Origin of the sequence: Streptomyces sp. SA15, from assembly GCF_002291145.1 — a bacterium.
Taxonomy (GTDB): domain Bacteria; phylum Actinomycetota; class Actinomycetes; order Streptomycetales; family Streptomycetaceae; genus Streptomyces.
In genome coordinates, this window is sequence record NZ_NTGE01000124.1 from 34716 (window position 1) to 48351 (window position 13636).

General features: G+C 71.9%; 13 protein-coding genes. 5 read left to right on the forward strand and 8 right to left on the reverse strand.

Translation table 11 applies throughout. The annotated features are described in order from the left end of the window. Positions 1-46: 46 nt before the first annotated feature. The 3 genes from fusA to CLM62_RS28995 form a co-directional block, all read right to left on the reverse strand. Positions 47-2122 (reverse strand): elongation factor G, encoded by a 2076-nt coding sequence (fusA, locus tag CLM62_RS28985; protein ID WP_095752865.1) that lies wholly within the window; start codon positions 2120-2122, stop codon positions 47-49. Between the two features lie 425 nt (positions 2123-2547). Next, positions 2548-4029 (reverse strand): MFS transporter, encoded by a 1482-nt coding sequence (locus tag CLM62_RS28990; protein WP_095752866.1) that lies wholly within the window; start codon positions 4027-4029, stop codon positions 2548-2550. Between the two features lie 284 nt (positions 4030-4313). Next, on the reverse strand, positions 4314-4757 hold the full coding sequence (locus tag CLM62_RS28995) for a hypothetical protein (protein WP_095752867.1): 444 nt from the start codon (positions 4755-4757) through the stop codon (positions 4314-4316). Positions 4758-4888: 131 nt separating this feature from the next. Between CLM62_RS28995 and CLM62_RS29000 the strand changes: the two genes are divergently transcribed. Next, positions 4889-5782 carry an alpha/beta fold hydrolase gene (locus CLM62_RS29000; RefSeq protein ID WP_095752868.1) on the forward strand — a complete coding sequence of 298 codons (894 nt, stop codon included), beginning with the start codon at positions 4889-4891 and terminating at the stop codon, positions 5780-5782. 184 nt (positions 5783-5966) lie between these two features. Then, positions 5967-6617, forward strand: a complete 651-nt coding sequence (locus CLM62_RS29005; RefSeq protein WP_095752869.1) for a TetR/AcrR family transcriptional regulator — start codon at positions 5967-5969, stop codon at positions 6615-6617. Positions 6618-6687: 70 nt separating this feature from the next. On the opposite strand, the gene fabI is transcribed toward CLM62_RS29005, so the two are convergent. After that, complete coding sequence (fabI, locus tag CLM62_RS29010; protein WP_095752870.1) at positions 6688-7467, reverse strand: enoyl-ACP reductase FabI; 780 nt, start codon at positions 7465-7467, stop codon at positions 6688-6690. Further along, a complete protein-coding gene (locus CLM62_RS29015; protein ID WP_095752871.1) occupies positions 7464-8327 on the reverse strand; it encodes a S9 family peptidase in 864 nt (287 codons plus the stop codon). Before CLM62_RS29015 ends, fabI begins: the two co-directional genes overlap by 4 nt. 151 nt (positions 8328-8478) lie before the next feature. Between CLM62_RS29015 and CLM62_RS50275 the strand changes: the two genes are divergently transcribed. From CLM62_RS50275 to CLM62_RS29025, 3 genes are read left to right on the forward strand one after another with little or no spacing between them, the layout of a single operon-like run. After that, positions 8479-8652 carry a hypothetical protein gene (locus tag CLM62_RS50275; RefSeq protein WP_179382265.1) on the forward strand — a complete coding sequence of 58 codons (174 nt, stop codon included), beginning with the start codon at positions 8479-8481 and terminating at the stop codon, positions 8650-8652. Further along, a complete protein-coding gene (locus tag CLM62_RS29020) occupies positions 8649-9575 on the forward strand; it encodes a hypothetical protein (protein WP_095752872.1) in 927 nt (308 codons plus the stop codon). Before CLM62_RS50275 ends, CLM62_RS29020 begins: the two co-directional genes overlap by 4 nt. After that, positions 9572-9925: a ferredoxin family protein gene (locus CLM62_RS29025; RefSeq protein ID WP_095752873.1), complete on the forward strand. Its 354-nt coding sequence runs from the start codon at positions 9572-9574 to the stop codon at positions 9923-9925. The genes CLM62_RS29020 and CLM62_RS29025 overlap by 4 nt, the downstream gene beginning before the upstream one ends. Before the next feature lie 275 nt (positions 9926-10200). On the opposite strand, the gene CLM62_RS29030 is transcribed toward CLM62_RS29025, so the two are convergent. From CLM62_RS29030 to CLM62_RS29040, 3 genes are all read right to left on the reverse strand, one after another. Next, a complete protein-coding gene (locus CLM62_RS29030) occupies positions 10201-11169 on the reverse strand; it encodes an acyl-ACP desaturase (protein WP_095752874.1) in 969 nt (322 codons plus the stop codon). 71 nt (positions 11170-11240) lie between these two features. Further along, positions 11241-12710, reverse strand: coding sequence for a DHA2 family efflux MFS transporter permease subunit (locus tag CLM62_RS29035; RefSeq protein WP_095752875.1), 1470 nt, complete (start codon positions 12708-12710; stop codon positions 11241-11243). Positions 12711-12802: 92 nt separating this feature from the next. After that, the coding region (locus tag CLM62_RS29040) for an alpha/beta hydrolase (protein ID WP_095752876.1) at positions 12803-13636 on the reverse strand (834 nt) is incomplete at its 5' end.

Genomic DNA, 13636 nt, shown 5'->3' on the forward strand with positions numbered 1-13636 from the left:
GGCTGACGGCGGCCCCGCCCGCGTACGGGAGGGGCCGCCTCGTGTGCTACCGCGCCGACGTCGCGACCGGCGCCGGGGCGTGGCCGGTGGGCCGCGTCGTGAAGGTGCCGCGGCCCTGGGTGCGGCTGCGCAACCGGGTCGCGTAGCCGAAGAGCTCGGCCAGCGGCACGGTGGCGGTGACGACCGCCGTGCCGGGCCGGGCCGTCGAACCCGAGACCCGCCCGCGGCGCGCCGCCAGGTCGCCGAGCACCCCGCCGACGGCGTCCTCGGGCACGGTGACCGTGACCTCGACGACCGGTTCCAATACGGCCATCGCGCAGGCGCGCAGGGCTTCCCGGAGCGCGAACCGGCCCGCCGTACGGAAGGCCGCCTCCGAGGAGTCCTTCACGTGCGTCGCCCCGTCGGTGAGGGTGACGCGCAGCCCGGTCACCGGGTGCCCGCCGAGCGGTCCCTCGCCCAGGGCGTCCCGGCAGCCGGCCTCGACCGCCCGGACGTACTCCTGCGGCACGCGCCCGCCGACCACGGTCGAACGGAACGTGAAGCCACCGTCCTCGAAGGGCTCCACGTCCAGGACGACATGGGCGAACTGACCCGCCCCGCCGTCCTGTTTGACGTGCCGGTGGACCAGGCCGGACACGCCCCGGACGACCGTTTCACGGTAGGCCACCCGGGGGCGGCCGACGCCCACGTCCAGCCCGTGGTCACGCCGTACCTTCTCCACCGCGACCTCCAGATGCAGTTCGCCCATGCCGGACAGCACCGTCTGACCGGTCTCGGGGTCGGTCCGGACCACCAGCGACGGATCCTCCTCGGCCAGCCGGGCGAGCGCCGAGGCCAGCCGGTCGGTGTCGGTGGACCTGCGTGCCTCGACCGCCACGGAGACCACCGGTTCGGCCACGCTCGGCGGTTCGAGGACGAGGGGAGCGTCCGGTGCGCACAGGGTCGAGCCGGCGCGGGCGGACTTCAGCCCGACCACGGCGACGATGTCCCCGGCGACCGCGGTCTCCAGCTGGGCGTGCCGGTCGGCCTGGACCCGCAGGATCCGCCCGATGCGCTCGGTGCGCCCCGCGCTCGTGTCCCGCACGGCGTCTCCCTTCAGAATCGTTCCCGAGTACACCCGCAGGTACGTCAGCCGTCCCGTCGGGGTCGCGTTCACCTTGAACGCCAGTGCCGCGAACGGCGCCCGCGGGTCGGCGGCGCGCTCCTGCCGCGCTCCGTCGCACGTGCCGCGTACGGCGGGCACGTCCAGCGGCGACGGCAGGTACGCGACGACGGCGTCGAGCAGCGGTTCGATGCCACGGTTGCGGTAGGCCGAACCGCACAGGACGACCACGCCGTCGCCGCTGCGGGTGAGGTCGCGCAGGGCGCCGACGAGCGTCTGCGCGTCGAGCAACGGCGCGTCGAGCAACGGCGCGTCGACTGTCGACCGCATACAGAATTCCTCCAACGCTCCCGGGTGGAGTTCGGCCACGGCCTCCTCCAGCAGCCGGCGTCGCCGTATCGCCTCCTCGCGCAGGGCGTCCGGCACAGGGCCCTCCTCCACCGCACCACCGCCGTCGGGCCAGTTCAGCGCCCGCAGCCGGACGAGGTCCACGACGCCGGTGAAGGCGTCCTCGCGGCCGATGGGCAGCTGTACGACCAGCGGGGCCGGGTGCAGCCGGTCCCGGATCGACGCCACGGCCGTGTCGAGGTCGGCGCCGGCCCGGTCCAGCTTGTTGACGAACGCGATCCTCGGCACGCCGTGCCGGTCGGCCTGCCGCCACACCGACTCGCTCTGCGGCTCCACGCCCGCGACGGCGTCGAACACCGCGACCGCGCCGTCGAGCACGCGCAGCGAGCGCTCCACCTCGTCGGCGAAGTCCACGTGGCCCGGGGTGTCGATCAGGTTGATCCGGTGACCGTCCCAGGCGCAGCTCACCGCCGCGGCGAAGATCGTGATCCCGCGATCGCGCTCCTGCGGGTCGAAGTCGGTGACGGTGGTGCCGTCGTGGACCTCGCCGCGCTTGTGCGTGGTCCCGGTGGCATACAGGATCCGCTCGGTGACGGTGGTCTTGCCCGCGTCGACGTGGGCGAGTATGCCGAGGTTGCGGACGGTGGTGAGAGGGTTGAGGTGAGTGCGCACGGCCCTTTTGGCCTTTCGGACGGTGAGTGACAGGGCAGCGCGATTCCCGGACGAAACGAACCTTGCGGAGACACGCCGACGGGCAGGCCGGAGCGAGCCGTCAGGGTGAGTCGTTGAGATGAGCCCTCGGGCTGAGCGTCGTCGTCAGTCGTTCGTCGCGGGCATCCGGTACCGGCCGCGCAGCGGGCACCGGAGGAACGAGGACACGAGGATCACGTCGTACTGCGGCCGGGGAGCGACGACAGCGGTGCGGCAACGCACGACCGGTCTCCCCTCACTCGTCTGGCACGACTCGTCTGTCACGTCATGGCACACGCGGCCCTGTCATCGGGCGGCGTATGCCGCGTGGTGAGTGTAGGGAACGGGGAGCGGCGGGGCACGGGATTTTCGTCGCCCGCGCCCGACCGGGGATGCGACACAGGCTCTCAGCCCGGCCCCGGGCCCACTCCGCCCTTGAGACGTTCCAGGTCGGACGGGCGGACCTGGATGACCAGGACGGCGATCAGCGCGGCGACCACGGTGAAGATCGCCGCCGCGATGAAGGCGGCCGCCACCCCTGCGGTGAGGACCTCGTCGGCCCAGGGCGGCGGAAGATCACCGGTGCGTTGGAACCGCAGGCGCTCGGCCGGGGTCACCTGCGACAGGAAGCGCGGGATCTGCTCCTCCGCCTCGTTCGTGCCGGCCGTACCGAACATCGTGACCAGGATGGACAGCCCGAGCGAACCACCGACCTGCTGGGTGGCGTTGAGCAGTCCGGAGGCGGCGCCGGTCTCCCGGGTGTGGACGTTGGAAAGCGCCATGAGGGTGAGCGAGACGAACTCCATGCCCATGCCGAGACTGAAGACGAGGAGCGGCCCGAGGACGCTGCCCGCGTAGGTGGAGTGGACGTCGGTCAGGGTCAGCCAGGCCAGGCCCGTCGCCGCCAGGATGGCCCCCACCACCATGAAGGGCTTGGGGCCGTACGTGGGCAGGAACCGCGAGGCCAGCCCGGCGCCGATCGCGATGACCGCGCTGACCGGCAGGAAGGCGAGCCCGGTTCGCAGAGGGCTGAAGTCCAGCACATTCTGCACGAAGAGCGTGAGGAAGAAGAACATGCCGAAGATCGCGGCGGCCAGGCACAGCATGATGCCGTAGGTGCCCGCGCGGTTGCGGTCGGCGAACATGTGCAGCGGTGTGATCGGCTGCCTGGAACGCCGCTCGATCAGGATGAACGTCGCGAGGACGACGACGGCCGCGGCGAACGAGGCCAGCGTGAGCCCGTCCCGCCAGCCGTCCTGCGCGGCCCGGATGAATCCGTACACCAGCAGCACCATGCCCACGGTCGAGGTGAGCGCGCCGGTGATGTCGAAGTGGCCGGGACGGCGTTCGGACTCCCTGATCCAGCGGGGTATGGCGAGGGCGATGAGCAGCCCGATCGGAACGTTGACGAAGAGCACCCACCGCCAGTTCAGCCATTCGACGAGGATCCCGCCCGCGAGCAGTCCGAGCGCGCCGCCGCCCGCGGAGACCGCGGCGAACACCCCGAAGGCACGGTTGCGTTCGGGCCCCTCGCGGAAGGTGGTGCTGATCAGGGCGAGGGCGGTCGGGGACGCGATGGCGCCGCCGACGCCCTGGAGGGCGCGGGCGGCGAGGAGTTGGCCGGCGTTCTGGGCGAGCCCGCCGAGCAGGGAGGCGAGCACGAAGAGCAACACCCCGAAGACGAACACGCGCCGTCTGCCGAGGATGTCGCCGACCCGGCCGCCGAGCAGCAGCAGACCGCCGAAGGTGAGGGTGTACGCGTTGACCACCCAGGACAGGCCGGCGGTGGAGAAGTCCAGGGAGCGCTGGATGTGCGGCAGCGCGATGTTCACGATGGTGATGTCCAGCACCACCATGAGCTGACACGACGCGATGACCAGCAGGGCCATGGGGCTCCCGCCACCGCCGGGTTCCCGGGCGGTGGTCCGTGCTGGGGGCGTCGGCTGCGGGCTCGTCATGGCAGGTCGCACTCTCGGGGGCAGAACCCTCACGAGGGGCGGTGAACGGTTCCGTCCACCGCAGTCCACCGTTCGACCGTACGCCCGTGCCGTGGCCGTCACCACTCGATCAAGGGCGATCAACGGCGGTCTCCTCGGCCGCGGCGACCTCGGCGAACTGCCCGCCGAATCAGTGCCGTTCCGCCCGGGCGCGGGCGCCGGCCCGCCTCGAGCGGTCAGCCTCGTCGGACGGGCTGTGCGCACCAGCCGGCGATGAGCGACCGGGCTGCCGCATGGGTGGCGTCCCGGTCGAAGTGGTCCGTCTGCCAGGTCGTCGACCGCAGGTCGCCCCGGTGCCGGTAGGCGCGCATGATCCGCAGGTGGTCGGGGCGGGCCACGAAGCCCCTCAGGTCCTTCTCGTCGCGCCAGACGGAGACCGAACCCGAGCGAGGATTCAGGGGATCGAGCACCGACCACAGCCAGAGCCCGACCGCCCCCTCCACGTCCTGCCAGCTCCGGCGCAGGGCGATGCCGGCGACATTGACGCCGAGCGCGGTCCACGGCCGGTGCGGCGCGAACCCGGTGACGCTCACGACGACCCCGCCGCCGGGATCAGCACCGGGCGCCGGGTGGTCCGCCGGGCCGGGCTTCCACGGTGCGAACCAGATGGTGGGCGACACGGCGCTCTCCCTAGGCGGGCGGAGTCGTGACCCCCAAGGCATGCGGGAGTCGTGGACTCTGAGGAAACAGTAAAACGGCACGATCGTTCGTGCTAATATAACACGCCTCTGACGCCGATCGAGGAGCGATCATGAATCCCACCGAGGCCGTCGCGAGCACCGTCCTCAACACCGTCTCCCGCGTCTCGGGTCGGCTGGCGGGCACCGGCGCGTACACCCTGTTCCACATGCCGCTCGCCCGCAGCGGGCTGCGGTCCGCCGAGCGCGAGCTGTTCGACGCCGCCCAGGTGGGGCGCGTGGACGTCGGCGGCAAGCAGGCCGTGACCTACCGGTGGGGGGACGGCGCACGCCCCGTCCTGCTGGTGCACGGCTGGCAGTCGCGCGCCTCGCGCCTGTCCGACTTCGTCCCCGGGCTCCTCGACCGCGGTCACAGCGTCGTCACCTTCGACGCCCCCGGCCACGGCGACGCCACCGGCCGGAGCACCACCATCCTCGACTACCGGGCGATCATCACCGCGCTCCACGACCAGTACGGCACCTTCGAGGCCCTGGTGGCGCACTCCCTGGGCGCCCTGGGGTCCTTCTTCGCGATGAAGCACGGGGTGAAGGCGGAGCGGATCGTCACCATCAGCGGGGTGTGCGACTTCGACTACCTGGTCGAGGAGTTCTGTTCCGAGCTCAGGCTGCGTGCCCCGCTCAAGGCCGAGCTGCACCGCCGGATCGCCGAGGACCTGTTTCCGGACCTGCCCGCCGAGCAGGTGCCCTTCACCGTGACGGACACGACCGACGACGTACGCTCACCCGTCCTGGTGATCCACGACGAGGACGACACCAGGATCCGGGTGACGCAGGGGCAGCGGCTCGCCGCGGCCTTCGGCGACCGGGCCCGGCTGGTCACCACGAGCGGCCTCGGGCACCGGCGGATCCTGGGCGACCCCGACGTCGTACGGACCGTGCTGGACTTCGTCGCACACGGACCGGAGCGGACCGGCGAGGCGGGCGTGCGCACCGCCTCGGCGGACTGAGCGGTCGACGGGCGAGCGGTCGAGGGGCGAGCGGTTGAGGGGCGAGCGGTTGAGGGGCGAGCGGTTGAGGGGCGAGCGGTCGTCGGGCTGGAACAATCCGTTCCGCACTAACCGCACGAACGTCCGCTCATTGGCTACACTCGAGTAACCTACGCCGAAGGGGTCACAGGAGAGCGGGTAACACATGGGCGTGGCAGGCACTCAGGAGGACGGGCGGATCGCTCGCGGCAACCAGAGCCGTCAGCTGATCCTCAGGCGCGCCGTGGACATCGCGTCGGTCGACGGACTGCAAGGACTGTCCCTCGGCCAGTTGGCGAACGAGCTCCAGCTCAGCAAGAGCGGCGTGTTCGCCCTGTTCGGGTCCAAGGAGGACCTGCAACTCGCCACCATCCGGGCCGCCATCACCGTCTATCTGGAGCACGTGGTCCAGCCGGCCCGCGACCTGCCGTCGGGAGTCGGCCGCCTGTGGCGGCTGTGCACCGCCTGGCTCACCTACTCCAAGGAACGGGTCTTCCCCGGCGGCTGCTTCTTCTTCGCGGTCTCGGCCGAGTACGACGCCCGGGAGGGCAAGATCCACGACACGCTCGCCGCGGCCCGCACCAACTGGTTCACCTACCTGGAGCAGACCGTGCGGGAGGCGCAACTGGCGGGCGAGATCGACGGGGACACGGATGTCCCCCAGCTCGTCTTCGAGATCGTCGCGCTGTTGGAGATGGCGAACGCCGAATCCGTCCTGCACAACGAGTTCACCTGCTACGACAAGGCGGCCAAGGCCATCCTGAACCGCCTGCGGGCCGTGGCCACCGACCCGTCGCTTCTGCCCGAGACTCCCTGAGCGCGCGGATCACGGACGGCGGCCCGTTCCCCACGGGAGCGGGCCGCCGCCGGTGTGTCCGAGGCCGGTGTCATGCGCCGACGGCGTGCACACCGCCGTCGACGTGCACGATCTCCCCCGTGGTCCGGGGGAACCAGTCGGACAGCAGCGCGACGACGGCACGGGCGGCCGGTTCGGGGTCGGCCAGGTCCCAGCCGAGGGGAGCACGCGTCTCCCACACTTCACGGAAGGTGTCGAACCCCGGGATGTGCCTGGCCGCCATGGTCTTGACCGGCCCCGCCGCGACCAGGTTGCAGCGGATGTCACGCGGGCCGAGGTCACGGGCGACGTACCGCGAGGTCGCCTCCAGCGCGGCCTTGGCCACGCCCATCCAGTCGTACGCGGGCCAGGCGATCCGCGCGTCGAAGTCCAGGCCCACGATCGCCCCGCCGCGCTCCTTCATCAGCGGCAGACAGGCCATGGCCAGGGCCTTGAGGGAGTAGGCGGACACCTCGAGCGCGGTCGCCACGGAATCCCAGCCGGTGGCCATGAAGTCGCCCCCGAGCGCGTCCTGCGGGGCGAAGGCGATGGAGTGCACCACGCCGTCCAGCCGTGTGTCGCCGCCCGCGCACTTCCTGATCCGGTCGGCCAGGCTGTCGAGCTGGGCCGTGTCCCGGACGTCGAGTTCGACGAGCGGCGCCGGGCGGGGCAGCCGCCGGGCGACACGCTCGACCAGGCCGAGCCGGCCGTAACCGGTGAGCACCACCTCGGCGCCCTGTTCCTGGGCGAGACGGGCGGCGTGGAAGGCGATCGAGGACTCCATCAGGACGCCGGTCACCAGCACGCGCTTGCCCGCGAGGATGCCGCTCACCGCGCCGTCACCCCGGCCGGACGGCCGGCCCGGGCGGCACCGCCCGCCACGAACTCCGTGATCTCCTCGACGACTTGGGGCGCGCCGAGGATCCGCCGGTGGCCGAACCTGCGGGTGGTGACCAGGCGCGCCCGCTCGCCGAAGGTCTCGACGATCCGCTCCGCCTGCCCCGGGTCCACGGCCTCGTCGTCCTCGTCGTGCACGACGAGGAGCGGGAGCGGGACGTCCCCGGCGCGATGGAGGACGGAGAACCGCGTCCACATGTCCTCTTCGCCCGGGTAGAGATCCCGCTCGATGCGGTGGCGCAGTTCGTCCCCGAGGTGCGGCCGCAGTCGCATCCGTGCGCAGAACGTGTCGACGAGGTACGCGAAGTCCGGAACCGGGCTGACCGCCACGATCCGGCCGGCCCGCAGGCCCTGCCGCAGCGCCAGGAAGGTCGCGAGGACGCCGAAGGAGTGCCCGACGACGGCCTCGAACTCCCCGTGCTTACGGTGGAGTTCGGCGATGATGTCGCGGTACTCCAGCAGGGTCGTACTGTCTCCCTCGGACTCCCCGTGCCCGGGCGCGTCGAAGGACACCGGGCTGTAGCCCCGCTCGACCAGCCGGGCGACGACCTTCGCGTACCGCGAGGCACGCGACTCCCAGCCGTGCACCAGGAGTACCGGGCGCTCTCCGTCGCCCCAGCCATACGTGACCGCCGCCGCGCCACCGGCCCGCAGCTCGCCGGTCCGGGCGCTCTCGATCACCGCCCGCTCGTCGGGCCGGGGCCTGCTGCGGCCGTGCGGCCGGCGGAAGAGGTCGAACAGCTCCTCCCCCTCGGCGCTCAGGGCCGTCCTGACGGCTGCCGTCGCGGGATCCATGCCACGCCCTCCAGATCGATCAGGGATGCCGGATATTAGCACGATCGTTCGCTCACTTTTCTCGGGTATCAGATAGCTCTCCAGATGCCCGTAAAAGTAAACGCACGGTCGTGCTATTGTCGGGTGTCAGCACTCCCCCTTGGAGGACGCCATGACGCTCGCGCACTTCGCTCCCCACCTGGGTGACACGGCGGACCGGCAGCCCGGTCCCAACCAGTGGATCAAGGACCACCTGGACGCCGTGATCGACGCCCAGTTCCTGAAGGACTGGCCCGAGACCCCCGCCGGCACCATGCCGCGCTCCGAGAACGGACCGGCTCGATGAGCGGGCAGGTCACCCCGGGCCGCATCGGCATCGCCGTCGCCTCGGGCATGCTGAAGGGTGTCTACGGCCATGGCGTGCTGTCAGCATTCGAGGAGCGCGGACTGCGCGCCCACGTGTACGGCACCGCCTCCTCGTCGGCGCTGTCCGGCGGCCTCGCCGCGGTGGGCCTGGCCCGGCACACCGGCGTGGAGTACTGGCTCGACGCCGCCGCGGGCGCCGCGCACAAGGGCATGAGCCAGGTCGTGCTCGACAGCATCGCGCAGTACGGGCCCGTACTGCGCGAGGGTCTCTTCCGGCCCTCGGCCCCCGAGTTCCTGCTGGCCACCAGCAAGGTCACCACCTCGGCGGGCGCACAGGCCACCCAGGGCCCCGAGGCGAAGACGCTCGGCCGGCAACTGCTGCGCAACGTCTTCACCGGCGACCGCGGCTGGGTCCTGGAGAACCTGGCCACGGCCGTGTTCTCCTCGCGTGCCATCCCAGGCGGCGAGGAGCCGCGGCTGACGCCGGCCAACTACGACGCGGTGGCCTACGCCTCCACGCGCATGCTGCACGCCTGGGACGTACCGGCCGAGATCGCCGGGGAGGCGTACGTCGACGCCTCGTACACCTGCTCCTGCCCGGCGCGCGAGGTCGCCGCCAAGGACGTGGCCGTGCTGATCGCCATCGGCTGCGACCCCTTCCCGCTCTTCCGCGACCTCTACGCGTCCGAGGAGATCGGCGACGGCTCCGCGTTGCACGGGGCGCCGGTCCTGGTCGTCAAGCCGGACCAGGACCTCAAGGACCTGGGCGTCGACTATGCCGCCGCGACGTCCGGCGGGCTCGTCAAGGCGTACGAACTCGGCCTCGACGCCGGACACCGCTTCGCGGACCGGCACGGCGAGTTGCTCGGCGTGCCGAGCGGACTCGAGGAGGACGGCGCGTGACACATGTGGTCACCGAGCAGTGCGTGCGCTGCAAGTTCGCGGAGTGCGTCACCTACTGTCCCGTCGCCTGTTTCCGGGAGGCCGAGACCTTTCTGGTGATCGACCCCGCGGAGTGCATCGACTGCGGCAACTGCGTCGAGGCGTGCCCGGCCGACGCGATCTACCCGGAGGACGAGCTGCCCCCGGAACTCCAGCCCGCCCTGGAGTGGAACGCCCGGCTCGCACCCCGGCTCCCGCTGGCCACCACGGCGGACGTCGTGCCGCTCGCCGACGGCGAGGAGTGGGTCGGCCGACCCGACAAGTGGCACACCCTCATGGCGGAACAGACTCCCCAGGTCCCGCACGGCTGACCCTGGTATCGCCCAGGGCCCGTGCCGGAAGTCAGGCCCTGACGTCATATCCCCGCCTTGCCCGCACAGCCGGCGGCACGCGGGCCGGCATCACACTCGTGCCGGCCCGCACGTCCGGCTTTGCCCCGCGATCGCCGCCTCCCGCACCGCTCTCGGCGCCGGTCCGGCAAGGGAGCCGCAGTGAGGGGCCCTCCGGCGCGGTCGGTCGGGGCGCGAACGCCGAGGGGGTGACCGGGTCGGATCCCGGTCACCCCCTCGGCTTGCCGTCGGCGGTGTCAGGCCGCCGCCTCCCGTAGGGCCCGTGCCGCGCGGATGCCCTCGCGGCGGTCTGTGAAGGACGTCGCCTTCTTGTCCAACTGTGCGACGAAGGCGGCGAGTTCTTCTCGCGCCGCCTCTCCCGCCGCCCCGAGCCCCGTCCGTTCGAAGATCCGCAGCTTGCGCAGGATCGGCATGACCACGCTGTCGTGGTGCAGCCGCAGATCGTAGATGCCCGCGATGGCGATCTCCGCGGACTTGCGTCCGAAGTCCTTGATCGTCGATCCGGGCATCTCGAACCCGACGACGACGTCGCGGACGACCTCCATCGCGGTGCCGGGTGTCAGCTCGAACGCGGCCTCGACCAGGTTGCGGTAGAAGACCATGTGCAGGTTCTCGTCCGCGGCGATCCGGGCGAGCAGCGCGTCACAGACCGGATCGGTGCTCGCCTGGCCGGTGTTGCGGTGCGAGATGCGGGTGGCGAGCTCCTGGAACGCGGCATACGCGATGGCGTGCAGCGCGCTGAAGCCGTCGGGGCGCGCATAGCCCCCCGACATGTGTGTCATCCGTGCGCGCTCCAGGGCTCTGGGGTCGACGGCCCGGGTGACCAGCAGGTAGTCGCGCAGCGCGATACCGTGCCGGGCCTCCTCGGCCGTCCAGCGGTCGACCCAGGTGCCCCAGGCGCCGTCCTTGCCGAACTCGGCGACCGCGAAGTGATATCCGGGCAGGTTGTCCTCGGTGAGCAGGTTGACCACGAGCGAGGTACGGGCCACCTCCGGCAGCGTGGCCTCGTCCGTCGTCCACGCCCGGCCGCCGAGCGGACCGTCGAAGGTCCGGCCCTCGCTCCACGGGACGTACTCGTGCGGGAACCATTCCTTGGCGACGCCGAGATGACGGTGGAGGTTGCTCTCCACCACCGGCTGCAGCTCGGCCAGCAGAGAGTGCTCCGCTCGCGCGGCGGAGCGGTCGGACCGGTCGATGGGAGGCATGGCGCTGTCTTCTTCCTCTTCTTCATATCGTCGCGGGAGCGGTGAACTCCCGTCGCGGGCAAGCGGATATGTCAGGAAGTCCGCGAGGACCGGACGCGGATCGCCGGCGCGGCCACCGCTGCCGCCAGTGCGCCGACGGCGCAGGCGAGGAACACCTCCAGGTATCCCTGGTCGTCGAGGACGTCGTACCGCTCGAGAATGGCCGCCAGGGCCGCGATGCCCAGCGCACCACCGACCTGCCGGGTCGTCATGAGCAGGCCCGTGCCGGAGGCGAAGCGCTGCGGCGGCAGCGAGGCCGTGGCCGCGTTGGAGATCGCCGTCAGCGCCGCGCCGATGCCGAGCCCGCCCACGATGCCGAGGGGCAGCCACACCGCCGCGTACTGCCGCTCGTCCCCGAGCAACAGCCACATCGCCCCGCACGAGGCGCCGAACAGCACGGAGCCGACGGCCACCGCGACCCACTGGGCGGCCGGGCGGACGCGCCGCCCCACCACCATGGCGCCGACCGCGGCGGCGAAGGCCCCCGGCGTGACCGCGAGGCCCGCCTTCAACTCGGAGTAACCCCACACCGCGTTGAGGAACAGCAGCGAGGACAGGAGGTAGGAGTACATGGCCGCGCCGAAGAGCACGGAGGTGACGTTGGTGGCCGCGAAGGCGCGGTTGCGCCACAGGTCCCACTCGACGGCGGGCGCCTCGTGCCGCCGGGACACCAGCAGGGCCACCGCGAGGAGCACCGCACCGCCGATCAGCAGGCCGAGCACGCGTCCGCTGCCCCAGCCCCATTCGGTCCCCTGGGTCACGCCGAAGACGACGCCGCCGACACCCAGGGCCAGGGCCAGCGTCCCCACCGGGTCGGGCAGCCGGCGTCCGCTCGGTGTGTCTCCGGCGAGCCGGGTCGTGATCATCACGATGGCGAGCCCGATCGGCAGGTTGATCAGGAAGACGCTGCGCCAGCCCCACACGTCCACCAGCAGTCCGCCGAGGCTCGGGCCCACGGCGGCGGCCATGCTGCCCACCGCTCCCCAGACGCCGACGGCGATCTGCCGCCGGGCCGGGGGCGTGTGCTGGAGTACCAGGCCGAGCGCCGCCGGGATCATCCCCGCGGCCGCCACACCCTGCAGGGCACGGGCGGCGACGAGCAACTCCACGCTCGTGGCGAGCCCGCTCAGCAGCGAGGCGAGGGTGAACAGCGCCGTGGACCTCAGGAACAGCTTCTTGCGGCCGGTGACGTCCGCGACCCGGCCGGCCACGGCCAGCAGCGCCGCGAACACGACGGTGTACGCCGTCACGACCCAGGTCAGCTGGGACAGGGAGGCGTCGGGGAAGTCGACGCGGAGGTCGGCGAAGGCGATGTTCACGACGGTGGTGTCGAGTACGGCGAGGAACGTGGCCCCGGACGCGACGAGCAGCGCGCGTTTCGCCGAGGCCGCGGCCGACGCGGCCGTCGCGGTCGTCTCCGGAGTCCCCGGCGCCCGCTCACCGTCCGGTTCCGCGGTCTGGGCGGGTCCTGCGCCCGGTGAGGGGGAGGAGGCGGTGGTCATGGGAGGTGATCCCTTCGTCGTCGATGCGCGGGCGTCGCCCGGTCCGCAGCGACCGGACCGGCACCGCACAAACTAAACGACCGTGCGTGCATTTAAAAGGGGGATCCGGCGGGCGCCGACGTGATGAAGTCCATCGCATGGTCGACGACCGCCTGCTCGCCCAGCACCTTGCGGTGCCCCAGGCCACGGGTGAGCACCAGCTCCGCCCGGTCGCCGTATGCGGCCTTCAGCGCGTGCGCCTGCGCGACCGGGACCATTTCGTCGTCCGTGTCATGAATGATCCGCATCGGTACGTCGATCTCCTCGGGCGCACGCGTGGCGTCGAACAGCGCCCAGCAGTCCGGGACGGACGCGAACAGCCGGTGCTCGATCCGGTGGCGCAGGTCGCGCCGCAGGCCGGGGCCGAGCCCCAGCAGCCGTACGAACTCGTCGGGAAAATGGCCGAAATCCTTCACCGCCGACACCGTGACGAGCCGCCCGCACCGTACGCCGCCGCGCAGCGACAGGAAGGCGCTGGTGGCACCGAGGGAATGGGCGACCACCGTGTGGAAGGCGCCGTAGCGGTCCTGGAGCCGGCGCGTGATCTCCCGGTACTCGAGGAGGGTGGTGCTGCGACCCTCGGAGTCCCCGTGCCCCGGCGCGTCGAAGGAGAGCGCGGTCAGGCCCAGCGCCTGAAGGCGCGGTACGAAGCCCGCGTACCGGGAGGCCCGGGACTGCCAGCCGTGCAGCATCAGCACCGGGCGTGTGCCGTCGCCCCAGCGGTAGACCCGCACCCGCCGGCCGGAGAGGGTCAGTTCCTCGGTCGCCGCCCGTTCGTGGACCGCGCGTTCGCGGGGCAGGACGCCGCCGCGCCGGAGCGGATGGCAGAACAGGGCGTAGGCGGCTCGGCCCGCGAACGCGGGCGCCGGGCGGGCGAGGGCGTTGAG

Coding starts and splice junctions, on each gene's coding strand:
- CLM62_RS29000 (WP_095752868.1), top strand. CDS start 4,889: ATGAATCCCACCGAGGCCGTCGCGAGCACCGTCCTCAACACCGTCTCC.
- CLM62_RS29005 (WP_095752869.1), top strand. CDS start 5,967: ATGGGCGTGGCAGGCACTCAGGAGGACGGGCGGATCGCTCGCGGCAAC.
- CLM62_RS29020 (WP_095752872.1), top strand. CDS start 8,649: ATGAGCGGGCAGGTCACCCCGGGCCGCATCGGCATCGCCGTCGCCTCG.
- CLM62_RS29015 (WP_095752871.1), bottom strand. CDS start 8,327: ATGGATCCCGCGACGGCAGCCGTCAGGACGGCCCTGAGCGCCGAGGGG.
- CLM62_RS28990 (WP_095752866.1), bottom strand. CDS start 4,029: ATGGCCCTGCTGGTCATCGCGTCGTGTCAGCTCATGGTGGTGCTGGAC.
- CLM62_RS50275 (WP_179382265.1), top strand. CDS start 8,479: ATGACGCTCGCGCACTTCGCTCCCCACCTGGGTGACACGGCGGACCGG.
- CLM62_RS29035 (WP_095752875.1), bottom strand. CDS start 12,710: ATGACCACCGCCTCCTCCCCCTCACCGGGCGCAGGACCCGCCCAGACC.
- CLM62_RS29030 (WP_095752874.1), bottom strand. CDS start 11,169: ATGCCTCCCATCGACCGGTCCGACCGCTCCGCCGCGCGAGCGGAGCAC.